The organism is Fluviicola taffensis DSM 16823, from assembly GCF_943372375.1.
Classification (GTDB): Bacteria; Bacteroidota; Bacteroidia; order Flavobacteriales_D; family Crocinitomicaceae; genus Fluviicola; species Fluviicola taffensis_A.
Genome location: NZ_CALRYJ010000002.1, coordinates 470,673 through 492,854 on the forward strand (window position 1 = coordinate 470,673; position 22,182 = coordinate 492,854).

The window sequence follows — 22,182 nt, forward strand, 5'->3', positions numbered from 1 at the left end:
TTTCTTTCGAAGAATCCAAACGAGATTGAAGACAATAACAATTAACCAAAGAGAAGCAATTGCCATTTATCTTTTCATGATTTTTGCTGCATCCGGTGCGAAATAAGTTAAAATCCCATCTGCCCCTGCTCTGCGGATACTTAGCAACATTTCCATGACCGCTCTATCGTAATCCAACCAGCCGTTTTTTGCAGCGGCATAAAGCATGGCACATTCCCCGCTGACATTGTAAGCTGTGATCGGAGTGGCGAAATTCTCTTTCAACAAATGAATGATATCCAAATAACACAAAGCCGGTTTCACCATGATGAAATCTGCTCCTTCTGCAATATCCAGTTCCGCTTCAATCAACGCTTCACGTTTGTTAGCCGGATTCATCTGGTATGTGAGCTTATCACCACTTTTGGGAGCGGAATTCAACGCATCACGAAATGGCCCGTAAAAAGCACTCGCATATTTCGCCGTGTACGACATGATCGATACATCCTGGAAACCTGCGGCATCCAATTCATCTCGTATAAATCCTACTCGTCCGTCCATCATGTCTGAAGGTCCGATGATATCAATTCCGGCTTGTGCCTGAGCAACGGACATTCTTCCCAGGATATCCAATGTCGGGTCATTCACAATTTTCCCGTCAATCACCAATCCGTCATGTCCGTCCGAAGAATAAGGATCCAATGCCACATCGGACATCAAAACCGCTTCAGGGAATTTTTCCTTCAACGTACGGATAATGTGCAGGTAGAAATTTTCGTCTGCATAACTATAACTTCCGACTTGGTCTTTCAGATGCTCATCCACTGCCGGGAACAGGTCAAAAGTCTTGATTCCGAGGTTCATCCAGTTTTCAAACTCAGGAAGCAATTGATCAATGCTCCAGCGATAATTACCCGGTAAGGAAGAAACTTCTTCCCGGATATTTTTTCCGTCTTTTAAAAAGAGTGGATAAATCAAGTGTTGGGGACCTAATTGCGTTTCTTCAACCATTGCTCTGATTGCTGCACTCTTTCGATTTCTTCGTGGACGAATATTCATAGATTTATTTTTTAAAACTAAAGAATGTAAAAGATGTTCGTGGTTACTCTAACACTTTGCGCCTTTGCTTCTTTGCGGTAAAAGAAATGGTATAATGAACCGCAAAGAGTGAAAGAACGCAAAGACTTAAACCTGGAATAATAGGCTCTGTGTTTACCCCCTACATACATCTTTTACAAGTGATGCAAATTTAATTAGAATCTAGAACTATTCGTTCAAATCATCGTTTTAAACAATTCTCTATCAGAATTATCAACAAGGAAGTTCCATTAACATTTTTTTGTATATTTTCGTCAGTACATAACGAAGAAACGATGCGACTTATGAATAAGCTATTAACTACTTTCACAATAAGTACAGGAATTGTACTTATGATTAGCTCCTGTGGTACGGAGGAGGAAAAGAAGCCAGAAATAAGTAAGGAGGTAATTGACCCCAACAGCTCCCTGAATGCGAAGTTTGATGATAAAATCTTCAGTATTCCCTCTCCCATGCAAATGGCGGTGTTATTGGAAGAATCAAAATCGCCCTATAATGAGCTTTTGTTGAATGATTTGGATCGTGTAGGTGATTACACTTCAGAATACAAAAAAGCATTGAACCTGGGAGTTTACGGAACTGACTTGGGATATGTATCCATTTACAAACAGAACAGTATTGCTTTGAAATACCTTTCAACAATTGAAAAGTTGACTAGTAAACTGGGATTGGAAGGAGCTTTTGACAAGGACTTCATGTCTCGTTTCGAACGCAATTCGACAAACAAGGATTCCATGATGGTCATTGTTTCTGATGCATTTAAAAAATCAGACAACTTTTTGAAATCGAATAATCGAAAAAGTGTTTCGGCATTGATTTTGGTCGGTGGCTGGATCGAATCCATGTATTTGGCCTGTAACTTAAACACGGAACATGCAAATCAGAAGATTCTGGACCGTATTGCGGAACAGTCAGAAACCTTGAATACGATCATCGAATTACTTACAGACTACAATAAAAAAGGTGAATGGGACGAATTGATCACTGATATGAAAGGGTTGAAATTCTATTTCGACCAGATCACGATCGAATACGAGTTCGTAGAACCAATTACAAATGCCAAAACGAAAACAACCACGCTCAGACATAAAACGGTTGTATCTGTTGACTCGAACACCTTGAATTTTATTAATCAGAAAATTGAATCCATTCGAGGAAAAGTAATCGAATAAACCCTACTCATTATGAAAAAGTTAGCACTATATAGCATTTTTACTTTATTCGTTGGATTTGGAGTAAAAGCACAGGATTGCGAAACCCTGGTAAAGGATTGCGAAGAGATTCTGAAAGGGAAACAGAAGAATTTTGTTTCTGACGGACAGGTTTACACTGCATTCCTCGATCGGGAAAAGGCAGAATTCAAGACCACCTTCTTTGGCGGAACCACTTATCGGATTGCTGCAACGGCAGGAACAGATGATGAATACGTCATTTTTACCGTGAAAGATCTTCAAGGAACCGTATTGTTTTCCAATAGAAAATATAAAAACTCAAACTATTGGGACTTTAAAGTTCCCAGAACGATTCCCGTTATTATTGAAACGGAATTGGATATGGACAAGAAAATCACAGGCTGCGCCGTAATGATGATCGGATTCAAGAGATAATTAATAGTTAAATAAATTCCAGAAAAGCATGAGTGAACGCATACTCCGCGCTCTAATGCAGTTATTCGCGATTATCGCGAAGGTTGATGAAGTAACAGACCCAACAAGTGAAGCCATTGAAAGTTCCAATGGCAGACGGATTGTAGAAGCATTTTTAAGGACAGAATTAAATGATGAATTACTACAGAAGTATATTCAATTATTTGATGAGTTTTTGTTGGTTCACCATTCCGGATCAAGTAAGAAAGACGGTCAACGTAAGAGAACATCCGTAAACTCGGTAAAAGTTCTGAGAATCTGTTCCCAGATCAATGAAGAACTTACCCAGCGACAAAAAATGATCGTGTTGCTGCGCATCTTCGACTTTATTCATGCAAATGATCAGGTTCATGAACAGGAACAGGAATTCGTTCATACCGTTTCAGAATCATTCAACATCGCTGATTTTGAGTATCAACAGCTAAAATCATTTGTAGAAGCAAAAATCGAAACGATCCTTGATGATGAGCATTTCATGTACATCACAGAGAAACCGATCGAGCTTTCTCATGCAAAGCTGATCAAGTTGGATGGTCTGGAAGGTTCTATCTCGGTCATCCGGATAGAAAGTGTCAATATCCTTTTCTTCAAGTATTTCGGACATGATGAGTTGATCCTGAATGGTCAGATCGTTTCCAATGAAAGAAGACACATCCTGAATCAGGGATCTGCCCTGCGTACAAATAAATCCGCTCCGATCTACTACAGTGATGTGATTTCAAGATTCCTGAATGACGCAAACCAGGAAAAGATCACTTTCAAGGTAGATCATTTACAATTCCACTTCAATAGCGGAAAGATTGGTTTACACGAAATCAATTTCATAGAACAATCCGGGAAACTATTGGGCGTAATGGGTGGTTCAGGAGCAGGCAAATCAACTTTTCTGAATGTCCTGAATGGAAACTATGCACCTTCTCACGGTGCCGTTACTATCAACGGTGTTGATTTGCATCGCGAGAAATCAAAACTGGAAGGTGTCATCGGTTTCGTTTCACAGGATGATTTGTTGATCGAAGAATTGACCGTATTCCAAAACTTATATTTCAACGCGAAGTTGTGCTTCAATGATTTGTCGGAATCCCAATTAAAGAAAAAAGTATTGGATTTACTTTCCGATATTGGTTTGGGAGAGGCGAAGCATTTGAAAGTGGGAAGCCCGTTGGAAAAGACTATTTCCGGTGGACAACGCAAACGATTGAATATTGCACTGGAATTGATTCGTGAACCGGCAGTGATGTTCGTGGATGAACCTACGTCCGGACTTTCTTCGCGCGACTCTGAAAATATCATGGACATGCTCAAGGAACTTTCTTTAAAAGGAAAGTTAATCTTTGTCGTGATCCACCAACCTTCATCCGAGATTTTCAAGATGTTTGATAAACTTCTGATCCTGGATCAGGGAGGTTATCCGATTTTTGACGGGAATCCGATTGATGCGGTCGTTTACTTCAAGACACATGTCCATCACGTAAATGCGAATGAGCGTGAATGTCCGATCTGTGGTAACGTAAACCCGGAACAGATCTTCAATATCATTGAATCCAAGGTGGTTGATGAGTATGGAAACCAGACAAAGGTCCGGAAAGTAAGCCCAAGGGAATGGAACGAACGTTATCTGTCCAATTCGAAGGGAAATGACATTGAGGAAATTATCACACCGATCAAAGGAACTTCACGCATTGCTAATAAAATCAAACAATTTAAGGTTTTCTTCCTGCGTGATGTCCTGAGTAAATTAGCGAATAAGCAATACATGTTCATTAACATGTTGGAAGCACCTGTTTTGGCTGCAATCCTTTCATTCTTTGTCAAGTTCTTCAATTCGGATGGAAAAGGACATGAGGATTATGTGTTCTATGAAAATGAAAACATCCCGCAATATTTATTCATATCCGTTGTAGTCGCCCTCTTCTTAGGATTGACAGTTGCTGCGGAAGAAATCATCAAAGACAAGAAGATACTGAAACGAGAAAGTTTCCTGAATCTTTCCCTGGGTTCTTATTTGTGGTCGAAGATCTTGATCATGTTTATAGTTTCAGCTATTCAGACAGCGTTTTTTGTGCTGATTGGGAACCTGATCCTTGAAATCCATGGTCTTTGGTGGGAATATTGGGTGATTTTGTTCTCAACGTCCTGTATGGCCAATGTTCTTGGATTGAATATTTCAAGTGCGTTCAATTCTGCGAAAGTTATTTACATCATCGTTCCTTTATTGATCATTCCGCAATTGATCTTTTCGGGGGTGATTGTGAAATTCGATAAGCTCCACCCTATTTTCTCTTCAAACAATGAAGTTCCGTGGGTAGGAAATGCGATGGCTTCACGTTGGGCTTACGAAGCTCTTGCTGTTGTTCAGGCTACCGAAAACACCCACGAAAACAAGCAATTTGCGTTGCACCAAAGTCAAAGCAATGCAAGCTGGAAAAGAGATTACTGGATTCCGGAGATGAAAAACCAGTTGACTATCCTGGCGGATAAGAAATCATCCGTAACTGATTTTGAAAAGGCGAAACGCATTCTGACAAATGAAGTTGAAAAAGAAATCTCCAATTGGTCAAATTTGGAATGCAAGGACTGTATTGCCGGATTGAATAAATTGCAGAAAGGAAAATCATCCGTTCAGGAAGTCCAATTTAATATTGGTGCGTTCTTGGAAATGATGAAAAAACAATACAACGTAACATACAACAAGGCTACCGAAGATTTGGATAAATTGGTTCTTGCAATGGGTGAGAAAAATTACGAAGCGTCTCAAGCAGCTTTTGTCAACGAAAGTTTACAGGATTTGGTGACCAATCGTTCGGAAGTTCAGAAAATCATCATTACCGATGATCAGTTGATTCAAAAGGACGATCCGCTTTATATGGATCAAAAGAACACGCGTTTATTGGATGCTCCGTTCTATACATGTAAAAAGTATTGGTTCGGTATTCCAATGAGTACTTTCCTTGCCAATATTCTAGTCCTTTGGGGAATGACTGTCCTGATGATTATAGCTCTCTATTATGACATCCTTCGAAAGCTACTGGGGATTTTCTCCCGGGTGAAATCGAATAACGCATAAAGAGAATAAGATACAAACAAGAAGGGCGTCCCGTACATACGGGACGCCCTTCTTGTTTTAAATATAAATTTGAATTACATCAACATTCCTCCACATACGTGGATTGTTTGACCTGTAATGTATGCAGACATATCTGAAGCCAGGAAAACAACTGCATTTGCAACGTCAATTGGCTGACCACCTCTTTTCAATGGAATTGAATTTCTCCACTCCTCCACTACTTTCTGATCCAATGCACCCGTCATTTCAGTTTCGATGAATCCCGGAGCAATCGCATTGCAACGGATATTTCTTGAACCTAATTCCTGACCTACGGATTTTGTGAATCCGATCAAACCTGCTTTGGAAGCGGCATAATTTGACTGACCGGCATTTCCACTAACTCCAACAACAGATGACATATTGATGATTGATCCTGAACGAGCTTTCAACATCGGGCGTTGAACCGCTTTCGTCAAGTTGAATGCAGATTTCAAATTGGTATTGATTACATCGTCCCACTGCTCTTCTGTCATACGCATCAAAAGCGTGTCGCGTGTAATTCCGGCATTATTTACAAGAACGTCAATCGTTCCGAATTTCTCCACAACATCATCAACTAATTTCTGAGCCTGATCGAAATTTGCAGCATCCGATTTGAATCCGATAGCCACACCACCATTCGCAGTCAATTCTGCTTCCAATGCACGTGCTTTTTCTTCTGAAGACAAATAGGTGAAAGCAACTTTTGCTCCTTGCTTCACACATTCCTCTGCAATTGACTTACCGATTCCTCTGGATGCTCCAGTAATTAATACCACTTTATTATCTAATAATCCCATGTATTTTTTTTTGGTCTTCAAATATAGGAAAGGTTTCTTGGATATAAATGAATTCTTAGGTGAACTTATCCTCAATAGGACGTTCAAATGTTTCAACATCTCGTAGGGGGGGGGAATTTTTTGCCCCTACGAGATTCTATAATTTAATTGAAGAAATCCCAGGAAACCCCAAAACGGAATTGGAGACGTGTAACAGGATAACCCAGCGCTTCGAAATTCCCCGGTTTCACAAATGTTTGCTCGATATTTTCCACACGGATAAACCATCTAAAATATCCAAGATCAAACTGGGTGAAGAAATGTAATTTCATCATATCCCTGAATTGTTGTCCTGTACTCAGAAGTGAATAGGTATTGATTTGCGGAACAAAATCAATCAATTGATAGTGGCTGATATAACCGACTTCGATTCCAGTCACTGTTTTCAATTTTTTAGCTTTGAATAGTCCGCCATTGTAAGCAATCCTTCCTGAAATGAGCCAATTGGGAAGTAAATCACCTGTACTCTCCCTGTAGCTTGCTCTCCCTTGGATCAATAGTTTTTTAAAGCTGTATTCAAAACCTGCCTGAACCCCAAGTACGTTCAGAGATGTCAAGGTGTCTTGTCTCCATCTGTTTTGGATGAAAACGGGCATTTTTGAATTGTTCTCCATAAATGCCTGAAGAAAGAAAGGAACAAAACGGTTCTTGCTGTTCCAATTTAATTTCAAAGTGGTGCGTGTACTTAAAATCTTACTTCCCCAATTATAAGCCAGGGTATTTCCATAATACGACCGCTGGTAGTTTTCAGGGTATTGACTGATGAATCCTGCATTCACTGAAAAGATGTTCGTCCGGAAAGATTTTTTAAGATCAGCCAAAATTTTTGTTTCACCATTGGCCCCGACAAAAGTGTAATTTGCTAGTGCATTCAAGGTATATCCTTTTACATTCAGATCCAGGGCTGCAAATCCGGATACTTCTGTTGTGTCTTGATGAATGAGCATATTGTCATAATCCCAGTAGCGCGCACCGAGACCAGCCTCAATATTGAAACTTCGATTCTTGTAAAACACTCCACCATTTAATTTCAATGAGGAAAGTTCCCAGTAATCGTAGGTGTTGATCGTGTCGTAATTAGAAAAGCCATAGATTTTTTCTACCGTATCTCGCTCAAAGTAACGTTGGTTCTTAATATCCAATCTTGGCTGCAGAATCACTCCGACCTTCTGCAAGGAATCCTTGGTAAAGGAGATGTAATTTTTCCAATCGATGTGAAGTTCCTTGGTTTTGTTTCCGGCATTCTGCTTTTCAACTTCCTGCAATAGAATTGGAATGTCGGTCCTTACGGAATCACCGATCAGACCATTACTGAATTGATTGCTGTTCCCATAGAAAGAAACATCCAGGATTGTTCCGTAGTATTTGGAACGATGCATCAATCCGAGCTGAACCGTGTTTCGTTCAAAACTGGAATTCCTTAGATTTCCCCCATTATTTCTTCGGATATAATCAAATTGGATAAAGGTATTCGAATCGAGTGCCTGTGTATATGTAATTTTTCCAAATTGATCCAATCTGGAACCCATCGAATATTCAAAAGCAATGTGTGGGATAGCGGAGAATCTTTTCACTTGAGGTTTAAGCCACGAGGTGTTCAGGTCCGAATAAGAGAAAATGAATGTGAAAGGATTGAAATCCGAAGGGAGTGTATGCTGATAATATGCCAGGTTTACATCTACCGAATCCAATTTCCCTGAAATGCGATGACCTGGTTTCAATGAGTCCTGGAAGTAGTTCCCAAAGGGAGATTGTGCCAAGCTAATAAGCTGGCAGAAGGACGTAAAGAGGATGAACAAAGCCCATTTCTTCATGAAACTTTATTAAAACACAAAAAGGTCTCATCGCCATTGGCAGACAAGACCCTTTCAATTCTTAATGAATATTCTTATAATTTATTCACTGCAAGTGTCAAACCTGATTTCAAGTTTGCAGCCTTGTTTTTGTGAATGATATTACGCTTTGCCAATTTATCCAACATGGAATTTACAACTGGTAAAAGATCGCTTGCTTCTTTCTTGTCTTTCAAAGAACGAAGTTTACGTACCGCGTTACGAGTTGTTTTGTGTTGGTACTTGTTACGCAAACGCTTAACATCGTTAGAACGGATTCTCTTTTGTGCTGACTTGTGATTTGCCATTTTTTTCTTTTATTATCAAACTAAAGTTTGCAGCCCATAGGAGAATCGAACTCCTGTTACCAGGATGAAAACCTGGCGTCCTAACCACTAGACGAATGGGCCGTAACCGACTTAACGGTCTTTTCTTTTTTTTTTGGTAGCCCATAGGAGAATCGAACTCCTATTTTACGGATGAAAACCGCATGTCCTAACCGTTAGACGAATGGGCCGTTTTTTATTTTCGGAGTGCAAATATAGCTGGAATTTTCCTATTTGCAATAGCTACCCTCCTTTTTTTTCTAAAAAATATCTTTGTCTTCTGCTTCAAATTTGAAACCCAGCCGTTTACCGGTAGACATTTGACTATTCGCTTCTATCTCGTGCATTTGAAACACCGTTACTTTTGACACGATTTCATAGGGAGGAGTAAGCAAATCAAACTCCAGCGCATAGGAAAACGACACGTGAATAATGTTTGTAAGAATGGGATCAGTAAGCACTGAATTGGTCAAATCACGGAATAAAAACCCGAGTTGCCCTTTTCCCTCAACCATGAAATGTTCATCCTTGTTGATGAAGATTCTCCCAATCAGATATCCTAGGTCATTTACACGGTTTTTAAGGTACGATTCAGCAAGAAAATTATAGATGTTGATAATCCCGAAATACCCTCTAGCCTTGTCTTCTTTCAGGTAATCTGTCTGCCAGGCGTCGTGGTTGTCCGGCAGTCGGAATACATTGGTATGCATTTGAAAAACAAGCACATCACTACCAATATAAACTTGGATCTGGAACTCTCCCTTGTATTCCACATGCAAACGGATTCTGCTGTCTTCAATCGATGCGCGAAGTACTCCGATCTCCTCCAGTAAGTGCTTTTTGAAACGTTCAAAATGGCTCTTGGTATCCTGGAAAATATCCTGTTTCAATCCGGCTTTCCGAATCAAAATATCCTGTATGACTTTACGTGCCTCTTCCATAACTCAATTTCTTAACAGGTGACTTCGACTACGCTCAGTCACCTGTTTATTTCAAGGTCATTGAGCGTAGTCGAAATGACGCCCTCAATTATTAATATGCTTTAGCAAAAACCACGCGCCCTTTCGAAGGAGCCCCTGTCACCATGCACTTGCCTGGCTCTGCAGCTATTTCGATTGGAATACAGCGTATTGTTGCTTTTGTTTCTTCTTTGATCTTAGCTTCCGTTTCTTTCGTACCATCCCAATGTGCCAAATAGAATCCACCCACTTCCTCTAATTGTGTCTGAAACTCTTCGTAAGTGTCCACTTCATGCATATTGTCAACTCGGAACTGCTGTGCTCTCTTAAGGAGATTATCCTGGATATCTGAAAGTAAACTCTCAATCGAACTTCCAATGTTTTCGATATTCATAGCATACTTCTCTTTCGTATCACGACGAGCAATTTCCACTACTCCATTTGCCAAATCTCTCGGTCCGATTGCGATTCTGACAGGAACACCTTTCGCCTCGTATTCAGCAAACTTCCACCCTGGTCTCTTTTGATCATCCGAATCATATTTCACCTTGATTTTCAGGTCTTTCAATTCAGCAGAGATTTTAGCAACTGCATCATTGATCAGTTGAAGCTCTTCCTCTGTCCTGTAAATCGGAACGATCACCACTTGAATCGGCGCCAATAAAGGAGGAACAACCAATCCTTCATCATCAGAATGCGTCATGATCAATGCTCCCATCAAGCGTGTAGAAACACCCCAGGAAGTAGCCCAGACATATTCAAGCTTCCCTTGGGCGTCGCTGAATTTAACTTCGAACGCTTTAGCAAAATTCTGACCCAGGAAATGAGAAGTTCCTGCCTGAAGCGCCTTTCCATCCTGCATCATCGCCTCGATACAATACGTATCATCAGCACCTGCAAAACGCTCGCTTTCAGTTTTGTGACCTTTAATCACGGGCATCGCCATGTATTTTTCAGCAAATTCAGCGTAAACATCCAACATTTGTTCCGTTTCCCGGATAGCCTCCTCCTTTGTAGCATGAGCCGTATGACCTTCCTGCCATAAAAACTCCGATGTACGAAGGAATAAGCGTGTTTTCATTTCCCAACGAACTACATTTGCCCATTGATTGATCAATATCGGTAGATCCCTGTAAGATTGGATCCATTTTTTATAGGAGTTCCAGATAATTGTTTCAGAAGTCGGACGAACGATCAGTTCCTCTTCCAGCTTTGCATCCGGATCAACAATCACACCACCCCCATTCGGATCATTTTTCAAACGGTAATGAGTTACAACAGCACATTCCTTTGCAAATCCATCCACGTGAGAAGCTTCTTTACTTAAATAGCTTTTGGGGATCAATAAAGGGAAGTACGCGTTTTGATGACCGGTTTCTTTGAACTTTGCGTCTAATATATCACGCATGTTTTCCCATATGGCATAACCATAGGGTTTGATCACCATCATTCCTTTAACATCCGAGTGTTCAGCTAGATCAGCTCTGGATATTAAATCATTATACCACTTTGAATAATCTTCGGCGCGAGTAGCGTACTTCTGTGACATTTTTGAGTATGTTAAATTTTAAGAATAAAACCGTAAAATTAGAAATAATTAAGCTATCTTTAATCAACCATTTAATCTTTATCAATATGTACAAGATGTTAAAATTCGGAGTGTGTTTTGGAGCAATCGCATCCCTTGCGAGCTGTAGCACTTCCGAGCATTTTATGCAGGACGACGTTTACAATACCCGTACACCTATCATGCCTCCGGGAACAGATTTAAATGACGTAACAGATTACGCCACTTTCGTAGCGAAAAAAGAACAAACAGAAGCTCCAGCTGAGAGAACGACTTATGTTTCTCCTCGCCAGTACACGGACTATTTTTACAGATCACAATACATTTATTACGGTTACTCACCCTATTCCTCCTTGAGTGGATTGGGTTATTACGGTTATGGTAGCTACTACCATCCGAATGGATATGGATATGGTAATAATTTGTATCCTTCAGTAGGATTCGGTTCTTACTATGGAACGGGATACAACATGTATGGTTATAATCCTTATAGTTATTATGGCAGTTCATATTATGGAGGATGCGGCTATTATGGTCAATCCTACCCGTCCTATGGAGGTGGTTCATGGTATACACCTGTCAGCAAACCGAATACAGGACGCAACTTATCCGATATGCACGCAGGAACTTCCGGTGGAAGAATGGGTTCATCAACAAACGGTGGGGTGATCACTTATCCGAATCAAATCACAGCTAATCCAAATCATGGATATACCGGAGTTGGAAGAAATACAAATGCCAATATAAACTCGTCGCCTGTTGGGGTCGAAAATGGGAGATCTGTCAGTACAGCAACTAATCGCGCTTCAGTAAGACCAGCTGTTTCCCGACCTTCAACATCAGGAGAACAAACAGGTACTTATCAGCGGGTCGGAAATCCAACGATTAATTCAGGAGGTAACAATAGCAACAACAGAACGATTAACAACAGCAATAATTCGAATACCAGAACCACTCCAACCTTGAGAGGTGGAAGCTCTGGCGGAGGAGGAAGTGTTAGTTCACCAAGTTCAGGAGGATCAAGAAGTGGTGGTAGACGATAAATTGAATAAATGATAACAAAAATAGTTTTGGCTTCAGTTTTTACGGGAGCCTTTTTTGCATTCGGGCAGAATGAAGTAGATGTATATCGATTATCGAACACTTATGTGCAGGGTTCTGCCAGGTTTGATGCAATGGGAGGTTCCTTTGGAGCCCTTGGTGCAGAAAGTGGTTGCATCGGTATCAATCCCGCAGGATTCGGACGGTCTTCCGTAAGTTCTTTTTCATTTGGGATAGCAGGAACAAGTGTTAAGAACACTGCTCATTTCAGAGGAAATGGTGAACCGGTTTCAAACGGCTCTTCTTCAATGGATGCGTTTAAGGTGAGGATTCCAAATCTGGCTGGCACCGTGGTAAGCGATGTGTCCAGCTCAAACTCAGGCTTGATCTATACCCAGATCTCATTCGGGATGAACCGTGTTGCAAACTTCAATAATTCATTCAATTACAGCGGGCAACAATTCGAATCCTTATTGGACGTTTTTGCGTCCGGAGCAACAGGTATTGATCCAAATTCTTTATTCGATGCTCAGCCCTACACCTCTTCCCTGGCATATCAGACTTATGCAATCGATCCGGATGCAAACAATAATTACTATCCGAGATTGAACTCGGGAGACGTGATTCACAATCGAACCGTATTGAACAAAGGTGGTATTAATGAGTTTTACTTTGCAATCAGTGCAAATTACCTGGACAAGATTTATTTTGGAGCGTCTGTTTCGTACAACACCCTTAATTTTTCGGAATCAGTTATTCACAAGGAAACTCTTACCGATACAAGTGGTGTTTCTTTGCGCTCATTTATCTATCAATACGATTATACTTCAAAAGGTGGCGGGACCAACTTTAAACTGGGAGCGATCTTTTTACCTGCAGACTATGTTCGATTAGGAATAGCACTACATACTCCTACTTTTTACCAAATAACGGATGAATCTACTGCGACTATGCAGGCCCTTCATAATGATGGTCTGAAAACGGTCGATCCAAGCTTGATTCCAAGTGACAAGTATAAATACCGTATTTGGACTCCATTGAAAGCTGTCGGATCCCTTGCATTTGTTTTTGGGGATAACGGATGCATCAATGTGGATTTGGAATACCTGAACTATGGCTGGGGGCGTTTGAAAACAACCAATGACGAAGCTTATGTTTCCTATGATTACTCTCCTGAAAACAAAGTGATCAAAGGTCAAATGGAAGACGTTCTGAATGTTCGCGTTGGAGGTGAGTGGGCAATCAACAATACCGTTTTCATTCGTGGAGGTTACGGTTATTATCCTAAAGGCGACACTTTGATGAAAACATACGGGAAAAGTTATAACCAGACCATTAGTGGTGGTTTAGGATTTAGAGTCGGGCGTGTTTATTTGGATCTATCTGTGCGCTATTTGATGCAAAGCAGTGTTTACAAAGCCTTCTACGAAAGCCGGGCAGATTTGAATATTGTCAACACAACTTTCAATGTAGGAATGCAGTACAAGTTTGATTACAAATGATTGTACTCCTTGATAGATTTGGAAAAGTCAACCTTGTTCAACTTTGAATCGATCCAGGCAGGAAGATGGAAATAATCCAGGATAACACGTTCTTGTTGGTCCTTCATTAATTCAGCAACTTCAATTTTCATCTTTGCAAGTATCTCATTCCGCTGCGTGATATTCATGCTTTTCGCTAGTTTTCTCAAATGTTTGATCACCACATTTTCGATCTCATAATCACGGTCGTGCTTACTCAGGTAACGGTTTGTTGATTTAATGACGTACTCCAGGAAATCATAGTTTTCCAATTCCAAATGAATGATCAGGTTGAAAATTCGTGCAAAACTATAGATATCCTGTCTTAGGCGTTGTTCATTGTCATTCAACACTTCATTCAATGTAGAAAGCGCTTTCTTGTAATCTCCAATTCCGAAATAGGTATACGCTTGATTGTAGCTGAATAAGATGTTTTGCTCTTTTGAAACCTTGTCATCTAAATCCCGCAATCTGATCCGAACCTCTTCTGCCAATTTTGCCGAAGCTTCAAAATTCCCGGTAGCATGATTCAATGCAAATTCCCCATTATAGGAAATCGTGAAAATGCGTAAGGATAAATCCATTGAATTGAAACCTTTACCTCCTTCCAATGCGCGGATTTCATGAATGACATTGGTAGCTTCCTTGAACTGCTTATTATCAATATAACATCTTAAAAGATGAGAAAGTGTCAGGATGTAGCGTTGACCTAAATCTTCTTTTATAAGCGGATTGTTATCAAGAATATCTTTTGTGCGGTTGAAAAACTGAAAGCTATCTTCGTAATTTCTATTTGTTGCAGCACATAATCCCTTGATATAATAACACATCGAGGATGCTCTTGTCGATAAGGCTGTATTTTTTCCTTTGATCAGGTGATAATCAGAGATATCGTCTACGATTTTTCGTTCTTCCTCATTTCGTGTAAAACCTCCGGAACGGAATATCAGGTTTATTTTGGAGTAAATCACCTGGTATTCTGCCAGGTTTCGAAGTTTCGCAATCACGAGCTCCTCTTCTTCTATGATATCATCCAGGTTTCTTGAAAACTCACCATCTTCATAAGCGGCCTCAAGCAATCTCTTTTCCCAGGATATCAATTCATACCAATAATAGAATTCCTCATGTTCAACAGCCAGACTTTTTGCCCGTTGAACAAACTTTTCACATTCCTTATAGAGTGCTTTATTGTATAGTATTTCTACATTTTTCAACTCCTGTTTCAGAATACTGGAAGCGGATTGTTCCGAATAATAGACCCGAAGACTCTTCAATATCAGACGATATAAGTGGTTCTTCTCAGAGGGTAAATGCTTTACAAACGTCTCGTTTTGAAAGAATTCCTTCAAATCCTCCTCCCGATATGCACCTTGTTTTTCAATGAAGTCAAAAATCTTCAGGTAGTTCTTTTCACCCGATTGCAAAGCAGACGAAAGCTTGAAAAACCGCTTCTCGGATTTCGTCAACGACTTGATTAATTTATACAGTTCGTTTGAAGGTTTCATAACGTAGGAGTTTCTCAAATTTAACAATATCTTTTAATCCTAGCAGTTTTTTTAAAACTATTTATCTCCTTTGAAGCACTGTATGGGACATGATTTCACTCGTGGCTATTGAAATCCTAAAACAAAAAAAGGTTGCATACCGCAACCTTTCACAAACAACAACAATAAACTTCAACCTAGAATCAAACTAGCGAAGAAGGATCTTTTGTCCTTTTTGGACAGTTACTTTTTCAGATGTATATCCGTTCATCTTTACCAATTTCTTCAACTTGATTCCTTCTGCCTGAGAAATCTCTATCAATGTTATATCTTTCGTTGCTACAAAAGTAGCTCCTTTACTTCGTGCTCTATTTCTCTTTGGTTCGATATAAACGATATCACCCGGCTCAAGCAGATCTTTCTTGTCCACAAAATCATTGTACTTATACATCTGCCACATAGCCAATTCATATTCCTTTGCAATCTTGTAATAGGTATCACCTTTGCGAGCAATAATGAATTTCACATCATTCTTATTCTCTTTCAAAATGTGATTTTGGTATTTCAAACAAGATTCGTCAATCTTCATGGATGATGCAGACTTATTGACATTTGTTTCTTTTGTTTTCGTTTTAGAAGTTTCTTTGGCATTATTAGCCAATAATTCCGTTCCGTTATTTTGCGGAGCAGTCTTATCGTCATACTCGTACAACTTCAAACGCTCTATCAGGTCGATTAATTTCTCTGCATATTCCGGATGTGTGGCGTAACCAGCTTTTTTCAATCCTTTGGCCCATGATTTATAATCATCAACCGGAAACTGGAACAACGCGGCATAACGCGGTTTCTTAGTAAGAAATAAACTATGATCGTTATATGATTCGGTTGCAGTCGGATACTTTCTAAAGCATTCCCCTTTCGCATCGTCATCAAAATAGATCTTTTCCCCCGTCCAATCACTGCACTTGATCCCAAAATGATTATTTGCCTCAGTGGCAAGTGGTGAATTACCATTACCGCTTTCCAATAATCCCTGAGCGAGTGTGATACTTGCCGGAATCCGATAAGTAAGCATGTGTTCAACAGCTACATTCGACCACATCGATACGTAATCCGTTTGACTCATTTTCGCTGGAGTTTCTCCTCCAAACGAGAAGAAAGAAATCCCAAATCCTACAATTGCTAAGCTTTTCATCATTTCAAAAGGCATTGAATTCTGTCTAGAATACGCAAAAGTAGCAACTTGGTTACAAAAATTGTTGAAAACTCTAAAGTCAATTGTTAATAACTACAATAAACCACCTTATTATTAATAACATAACCCCACTCTTAAATGAATCAATTCGTAATTATAATAAATTTAACCACGTACAAGTATCCACTCCATCGGCGAAATCGGTTATATCAGGAGCTTGTGCTTTTCCAAAAGGAATAAAATCGTGACTGACAATTGCCTGAAGGTTTTCTTTCATCTCTTCCAATTTATCCAAAACGAGCGCCTTGTCCGAATAGAATTCGTAATAAATTACAGATAACGGGGCGTGAATCCCCTCATCTTCCTTCAACATAAACACATTATTATCCAGAAAAGGAATCTGATTCATCAGGAAAATGGTTCTATTGTAATCGTAATTGTTTCCGTATTTATGGTGCTGAATCAAATGAGCCTGATCCAGGAAGTTTTCAAAAATTCGGTTCAGATCAAAACCGGTTGGCAAATAGAGTTTAGAAACATTGCGACATCCCATTCCGAAGAAATCAAAACAATCGGATCCAAGGCTTTTTAGTTCCTGGTCTGTTTCCGAACCATCCAATAAAGCGACTGAAGACCTGTTCTTTCGGAACAGATGAGGAACATGACTGAAATAGGTTTCGAATTGAGCAATCGAATTATTGCTTCCGGTTGCAATAACAGCGTCGTAATTCTTGATTGGTCCTGCTGAAATCTGGATGCGCTCCTTCAATTCCGGGTTCCATTCGCACATCCATTCAATTAGTTTCATTGGAATACGGGAATCCGAGCTGCTTAATTTGCATAAAGCCTTGTTTCCCGTGATAAGAACACATAACAAATCGTGAAACCCCACAAAAGGAAGGTTTCCGGCCATTATCAAAGCAACAGTGCGTGGCTTGGTCGTGAATTGATACTTACCTGAAAATTCATTAAGTGATTCTTTTTCAGTTAAATGAATAATTCCATTTAAAGCTTTGATACAATTTTCTTTGGTGAACCAGGGATTGATCTGCACTTCCTTATTGATGATTTTCCGTAGGCTCAAAAACTCCTCTTCCGTTAATCCGCATTCGTAACCAGGCCATTGTTCATTGAGTGTGAATGCACTTAATGCTTTTCTAAGTTGACCAAAAACTTCTATGATTGCTTTTTTTTCCACCTTGCAAAATTAATTCCTCCGGGACGAAAACCGTTATTTTTTTAAAATATTTCACCGTTTAAATCGGAGACCTCCTTATATTTGCACAAAAAAAGTCTCTTATGGCAATCATGATTACAGACGAATGCATCAATTGCGGTGCATGCGAGCCGGAATGTCCAAATAACGCAATCTACGAAGGTGGAGCTGAATGGACATATGCGGATGGCACGTCATTAAAAGGATTGATTACAACATTGAATGGTGAAGAGGTTCAGGCTGATGCTAATTTCGAACCTAAGGACATGGATGTTTACTACATCGTAACAGATAAATGTACGGAGTGTGTAGGATTTCATGATGAACCCCAATGTGCTGCAGTTTGTCCGGTTGATTGTTGTGTGGACGATCCGGAGTATCGTGAAAGCGAAGATGAATTGCTTGCGAAGAAGGATTTTATGCACTTGTAAAAGAGCAGCATTATTCTTAAATTGTAACACATTTACTTTTTTAGCGTTTTAGTGTTATGAAGGTTTCATTCGGTTTATTAATTACACTTTTGATCAGTCTCCAATCCTTGGGACAATTCGACGTGTATTCCAGAGAACAAGAACTCTCTGTTTTACTGGATTCTCTTCGTGGCTCACGGAAGAATGACCAAAAAGAATTCTGGAACAAACAATTCAAAACACTTATTGACCAAACACTTCACGAACCAACTGTCTTTGATTTGGCGTTTCCTAAATTGAGAACGCTAGGAGTAATCGATAGTCCGGATAAACTGGTCAGAATAGTTAACTGGAATGTGGAACAGGAAGATGGAACTCAAAAGTATTATGCCTACGTCGTGCATCGAAACTCCTTAAAGGATACGAAGCACAAAGTCATTGAATTGATTGATAACTCGATGATGTTGACAGCTAAGCCGGAAGAAACTTTAGAGGCAAACATGTGGTATGGCGCATTGTATTATCAGATCATTCCTGTCGAAAAAGCAAATAAGACTTACTATACCATTTTAGGATGGGATGGCGGAACCCGAATGAGCAACACCAAGTTGATTGATGTGATGTATTTCACGGGAAACAGCCTGAAGTTGGGGTATCCCCTATTTAAATCCGGAACTGCAACGGTGAAGCGTTTATTTTACGAGCACTCAGAACGTTCCGTGATGTCCTTGCGTTATGAACCTGAATACAACCGGATCATCTTTGATCACTTGATGCCTGAAACACCGACCATGGTTGGTTTTTATGAATTCTATGTCCCCGACATGTCTTACGATGCTTTTGTACTGGACAATAATCGTTGGGTATTGAAGGAAGATGTGATTGGGATCAATAAGAAAGATGTAAACGTTTCGGTAGCTTCGGTTGATGACAGAAACGGAGATGTGACAACTTCTTCTACACCGGGAAAATGGATTGATCCGACAGGTGAAGGCAAAGGAAGTGCAAATGATGTTCACGTAGCTGTTTTGCCGGATTCAGAAGCAACCAATACAACAGAAGAAAGTAAAAAACCAGTCAAGAAGGATAAAAAGACCATGACAGCTCTGGAGAAATACGAGGCTAAAAAGAAACATAAAAAAGAGGAAGACCCTTCTGCTACTCTCAACTCAGGCAAGAAGAGAAAACCGAAAAAGTAAATTTCTTAATCAAAATCTTGTATTTCAATAAATAAAAATTAATATTTGTTTTGCTGCAACCTTAAATAAACTATGCAAAACGAACTCGATTACGATTCTCAAAGAGAGGTCTTCACTAAAATTGTCAAAGCCGGAAAACGCACTTATTTTTTTGATATAAAAGCTACTAAAGGTCAGGACCACTACATTACCATTACAGAAAGTAAAAAGGTAAACATCAATGGAAAGGAAGTTTTTCAAAAACACAAGATCTTTCTTTACAAGGAAGATTTCGAGAAGTTTTCAGAAACACTTTTGGAAGTCATGAATAAAGCAAACGAATTGAATATGGGAGAAGGTTCAAACTCTTCTTATGTCAAGGATGTTCACTTTGAGGATTTAGAATAAACTTCCAAACAATCTTTCAACATCTGATTCGTTGAAAAAATAGCAGAAATAAATCCGTTTAGGTCATTTCAATAACGTATCTTTATCCTCAAATTTACAGTGCTCTTATGGGTAAAATAATCGCAATAGCGAATCAAAAAGGTGGTGTTGGCAAAACAACTACGGCAATTAATTTGGGTGGATGTTTTGGTGTTTTGGAGTACAAGACATTATTGGTCGATGCTGACCCTCAGGCAAATGCTACGTCTGGTGTTGGTCTGGATCCGAAAAATTCACGCAATATTTACGATTGCCTGATCAACGATGTTCATCCATCTGAATTGATTATCCCAACAAGCAATCCGAATCTGGACATTATTCCATCTCACATTGATTTGGTTGGTGCTGAATTGGAAATGATCAATATGCCCAATCGGGAACACATGTTGAAACAGGCTTTGGATAAGATCAAGGATCAATACGACTTCATCATTATCGACTGCTCTCCTTCCCTTGGATTAATTACTGTTAATGCGCTTACAGCTGCAGACTCCGTGATGGTTCCGGTTCAATGTGAGTATTTTGCATTGGAAGGTTTGGGTAAACTATTGAACACCATCAAAATTGTTCAAGGAAGGTTGAATCCTGAATTGGAAATTGAAGGAATCGTTCTTACAATGTACGATACGCGTTTGCGCCTTGCCAACCAAGTGGTTGAAGAAGTCAAGACTCATTTCCAGGATTTGGTTTTCGATACGGTGATCCACCGGAATACCAAATTAGGGGAAGCTCCCAGCTTTGGTGAAACAATCGTGATGCATGAAGCTACAAGCAAAGGAGCTATCAATTATTTGAATTTCGCTCGTGAAATTCTTCAACGAAACGATTTGACAAAAATCGGCAATAATGACAAACAATTTCAAGTAGGGAATGACATCTAATCCGAAAAAACGTTCAGCTTTAGGTAAGGGATTGGGGGCTTTATTAGAAAGTTCTTCAACAGATATTACAACAACAGCAGCTCCAACTGCCAGTACTGGTGGCGTGGCTTTGATTCCCATTGGTTCAATTGAAGCAAATCCATTCAATCCGCGTACGAATTTCGAGAAAGATGCGCTGAATGAATTGAAGGAATCCATTGCGATTCATGGAATTATCCAGCCCTTGACCGTACGTAAACTGGGGAAAGACAAATACCAGTTAATCTCAGGAGAAAGACGTTTCAGAGCTTCTCAATTAGCCGGATTGGAAGAAGTTCCTGCCTATATTCGCGTTGCGAATGATCAGGCGATGTTGGAAATGGCTTTGGTTGAGAATATTCAACGTGAAGATCTGAATGCAATCGAGGTTGCTCTCTCCTACCAACGTCTGATCGATGAGATCGGATTAACCCAAGACCAATTATCACAAAAGATATCCAAAGGAAGAACCAGCATCACGAATCATTTGCGTTTGCTGAAACTTCCCGCTGAAATCCAATTAGGTGTTCGCGATAGCCTCATTTCAATGGGACATGCACGTGCATTGGTTTCTGCCGGTGATGAAAACCGTCAATTGGATCTATACAGACAAATCATCGATTTCCAACTTTCTGTTCGTGAGATCGAAGAGTTGATTCGTACCAATACTTCTCGTGCCAGTGAGGAAACTCCAAATGCACCGAAAACAGTTTCCACTCCGGAGTTATCATCCATTCAAGAGGTGTTCAAAAACCATTTGAGTGACCGTATTTCTTCAAAAGTGGAAATCAAAAAGACACATTCCGGAAGTGGTAAGATCCTAATTAACTTTTCATCTGAAGTAGATTTAAATCGAATTATTGAATTACTGAACAAATCCAAGTAATGCACAAACTGCTGGGCGTTTTCTTTTTAGTTTGGTTTTCACTTCAGGTAAATGCCCAGGATTCTCTTGCTGTTGTCCAGGATACCGCTAAGACACACTCTTGGAAAAGAGCTGCACTCTTCTCTGCTGTAATTCCCGGATCCGGTCAGATCTACAATCACATTGCAATGCCCAAGGGCAAAAAGAAAGCCTATTGGAAAGTTCCATTGATTTATGCCGGACTGGGTGCAACGACTTATTTTGTAGTGAAGAACAACATCCTTAAAAACGATTTCCGTTCGGAGTATGAGTCACGTAAGATAGGGAATGCTCCTAGTAATTTCCTGGAATACGACGACCAAAGTTTGCTTACACTTTATACCACACATCGGAATAAACGCGACTTTGCCATTCTAGGCCTGGGATTGGTTTACTTACTGAACATTGTTGATGCCGCAGTTGAAGCACACTTTGTGAATTTTGATATCAGTGAAGATCTGTCACTTTCAATTCACCCGACAATGTATAACTCCTCTTCCTATGGAGTTTCATTTCAATTTAAATTTCGTTAAAAGTTAAATTCAGAACCTGAA

The 22,182-nt window shown here is 39.8% G+C and carries 20 protein-coding genes and 2 tRNA genes; 11 read left to right on the top strand and 11 right to left on the bottom strand.

Annotation, left to right across the window (positions count from 1 at the left end; translation table 11 throughout):
* Positions 1 to 66 precede the first annotated feature (66 nt).
* Positions 67 to 1,038: a porphobilinogen synthase gene (gene hemB, locus AAG807_RS05410; protein WP_341901469.1), complete on the bottom strand. Its 972-nt coding sequence runs from the start codon at positions 1,036 to 1,038 to the stop codon at positions 67 to 69.
* A gap of 323 nt (positions 1,039 to 1,361) precedes the next feature.
* On the opposite strand from hemB, the gene AAG807_RS05415 reads away from it, so the two are divergent.
* Genes AAG807_RS05415 through AAG807_RS05425 form a run of 3 tightly spaced genes read left to right on the top strand, consistent with a single transcriptional unit; the run spans position 1,362 to position 5,790 of the window.
* A complete protein-coding gene (locus tag AAG807_RS05415) occupies positions 1,362 to 2,249 on the top strand; it encodes a hypothetical protein (protein ID WP_341901470.1) in 888 nt (295 codons plus the stop codon).
* A 12-nt stretch (positions 2,250 to 2,261) separates the two neighbouring features.
* Positions 2,262 to 2,684: a hypothetical protein gene (locus AAG807_RS05420; protein WP_341901471.1), complete on the top strand. Its 423-nt coding sequence runs from the start codon at positions 2,262 to 2,264 to the stop codon at positions 2,682 to 2,684.
* 28 nt (positions 2,685 to 2,712) lie between these two features.
* Positions 2,713 to 5,790 carry an ATP-binding cassette domain-containing protein gene (locus AAG807_RS05425; RefSeq protein WP_341901472.1) on the top strand — a complete coding sequence of 1,026 codons (3,078 nt, stop codon included), beginning with the start codon at positions 2,713 to 2,715 and terminating at the stop codon, positions 5,788 to 5,790.
* A 74-nt stretch (positions 5,791 to 5,864) separates the two neighbouring features.
* Here AAG807_RS05425 and fabG read toward each other — a convergent pair whose 3' ends face one another.
* The 7 genes from fabG to proS form a co-directional block, all read right to left on the bottom strand.
* Entirely contained in the window at positions 5,865 to 6,611 is a 747-nt protein-coding gene (gene fabG / locus AAG807_RS05430; RefSeq protein ID WP_341901473.1) for a 3-oxoacyl-[acyl-carrier-protein] reductase, read from the bottom strand.
* Between the two features lie 143 nt (positions 6,612 to 6,754).
* Positions 6,755 to 8,464, bottom strand: coding sequence for a putative porin (locus AAG807_RS05435; protein WP_341901474.1), 1,710 nt, complete (start codon positions 8,462 to 8,464; stop codon positions 6,755 to 6,757).
* 74 nt (positions 8,465 to 8,538) lie between these two features.
* The gene (gene rpsT, locus AAG807_RS05440) at positions 8,539 to 8,790 is read right to left on the bottom strand and encodes a 30S ribosomal protein S20 (protein WP_341901475.1); all 252 of its coding nucleotides are present in this window, start codon (positions 8,788 to 8,790) and stop codon (positions 8,539 to 8,541) included.
* Positions 8,791 to 8,820: 30 nt separating this feature from the next.
* A tRNA-Glu gene (locus tag AAG807_RS05445) sits at positions 8,821 to 8,892 on the bottom strand.
* Between the two features lie 32 nt (positions 8,893 to 8,924).
* A tRNA-Glu gene (locus AAG807_RS05450) sits at positions 8,925 to 8,999 on the bottom strand.
* A 69-nt stretch (positions 9,000 to 9,068) separates the two neighbouring features.
* Entirely contained in the window at positions 9,069 to 9,749 is a 681-nt protein-coding gene (locus AAG807_RS05455; RefSeq protein ID WP_341901476.1) for a hypothetical protein, read from the bottom strand.
* A gap of 91 nt (positions 9,750 to 9,840) precedes the next feature.
* A complete protein-coding gene (gene proS, locus AAG807_RS05460) occupies positions 9,841 to 11,316 on the bottom strand; it encodes a proline--tRNA ligase (RefSeq protein WP_341901477.1) in 1,476 nt (491 codons plus the stop codon).
* Between the two features lie 86 nt (positions 11,317 to 11,402).
* On the opposite strand from proS, the gene AAG807_RS05465 reads away from it, so the two are divergent.
* Together AAG807_RS05465 and AAG807_RS05470 are read left to right on the top strand one after the other, a co-directional pair.
* Positions 11,403 to 12,377 carry a hypothetical protein gene (locus AAG807_RS05465; RefSeq protein WP_341901478.1) on the top strand — a complete coding sequence of 325 codons (975 nt, stop codon included), beginning with the start codon at positions 11,403 to 11,405 and terminating at the stop codon, positions 12,375 to 12,377.
* A 9-nt stretch (positions 12,378 to 12,386) separates the two neighbouring features.
* Positions 12,387 to 13,877, top strand: a complete 1,491-nt coding sequence (locus tag AAG807_RS05470; RefSeq protein ID WP_341901479.1) for a hypothetical protein — start codon at positions 12,387 to 12,389, stop codon at positions 13,875 to 13,877.
* On the opposite strand, the gene AAG807_RS05475 is transcribed toward AAG807_RS05470, so the two are convergent.
* The 3 genes from AAG807_RS05475 to AAG807_RS05485 form a co-directional block, all read right to left on the bottom strand.
* Complete coding sequence (locus tag AAG807_RS05475; RefSeq protein WP_341901480.1) at positions 13,868 to 15,400, bottom strand: hypothetical protein; 1,533 nt, start codon at positions 15,398 to 15,400, stop codon at positions 13,868 to 13,870. The genes AAG807_RS05470 and AAG807_RS05475 overlap by 10 nt on opposite strands.
* 187 nt (positions 15,401 to 15,587) lie before the next feature.
* Positions 15,588 to 16,577 carry a glucosaminidase domain-containing protein gene (locus AAG807_RS05480; RefSeq protein WP_341901481.1) on the bottom strand — a complete coding sequence of 330 codons (990 nt, stop codon included), beginning with the start codon at positions 16,575 to 16,577 and terminating at the stop codon, positions 15,588 to 15,590.
* A gap of 151 nt (positions 16,578 to 16,728) precedes the next feature.
* Complete coding sequence (locus AAG807_RS05485) at positions 16,729 to 17,772, bottom strand: acyl-CoA reductase (RefSeq protein ID WP_341901482.1); 1,044 nt, start codon at positions 17,770 to 17,772, stop codon at positions 16,729 to 16,731.
* Between the two features lie 101 nt (positions 17,773 to 17,873).
* Here AAG807_RS05485 and AAG807_RS05490 point away from each other — a divergent pair, with 101 nt between their 5' ends.
* The 6 genes from AAG807_RS05490 to AAG807_RS05515 all read left to right on the top strand — a co-directional run bounded on the left by AAG807_RS05490 (position 17,874) and on the right by AAG807_RS05515 (position 22,161).
* On the top strand, positions 17,874 to 18,221 hold the full coding sequence (locus AAG807_RS05490; protein WP_294859937.1) for a 4Fe-4S dicluster domain-containing protein: 348 nt from the start codon (positions 17,874 to 17,876) through the stop codon (positions 18,219 to 18,221).
* Positions 18,222 to 18,277: 56 nt separating this feature from the next.
* The gene (locus AAG807_RS05495; RefSeq protein ID WP_341901483.1) at positions 18,278 to 19,399 is read left to right on the top strand and encodes a hypothetical protein; all 1,122 of its coding nucleotides are present in this window, start codon (positions 18,278 to 18,280) and stop codon (positions 19,397 to 19,399) included.
* A gap of 72 nt (positions 19,400 to 19,471) precedes the next feature.
* Complete coding sequence (locus AAG807_RS05500; protein WP_341901484.1) at positions 19,472 to 19,786, top strand: DUF3276 family protein; 315 nt, start codon at positions 19,472 to 19,474, stop codon at positions 19,784 to 19,786.
* Between the two features lie 107 nt (positions 19,787 to 19,893).
* Positions 19,894 to 20,706, top strand: coding sequence for an AAA family ATPase (locus AAG807_RS05505; protein WP_300353786.1), 813 nt, complete (start codon positions 19,894 to 19,896; stop codon positions 20,704 to 20,706).
* Complete coding sequence (locus AAG807_RS05510; protein ID WP_341901485.1) at positions 20,696 to 21,610, top strand: ParB/RepB/Spo0J family partition protein; 915 nt, start codon at positions 20,696 to 20,698, stop codon at positions 21,608 to 21,610. The genes AAG807_RS05505 and AAG807_RS05510 overlap by 11 nt, the downstream gene beginning before the upstream one ends.
* On the top strand, positions 21,610 to 22,161 hold the full coding sequence (locus AAG807_RS05515) for a DUF5683 domain-containing protein (protein WP_341901486.1): 552 nt from the start codon (positions 21,610 to 21,612) through the stop codon (positions 22,159 to 22,161). The genes AAG807_RS05510 and AAG807_RS05515 overlap by 1 nt, the downstream gene beginning before the upstream one ends.
* The last annotated feature ends 21 nt before the right edge of the window (positions 22,162 to 22,182 follow it).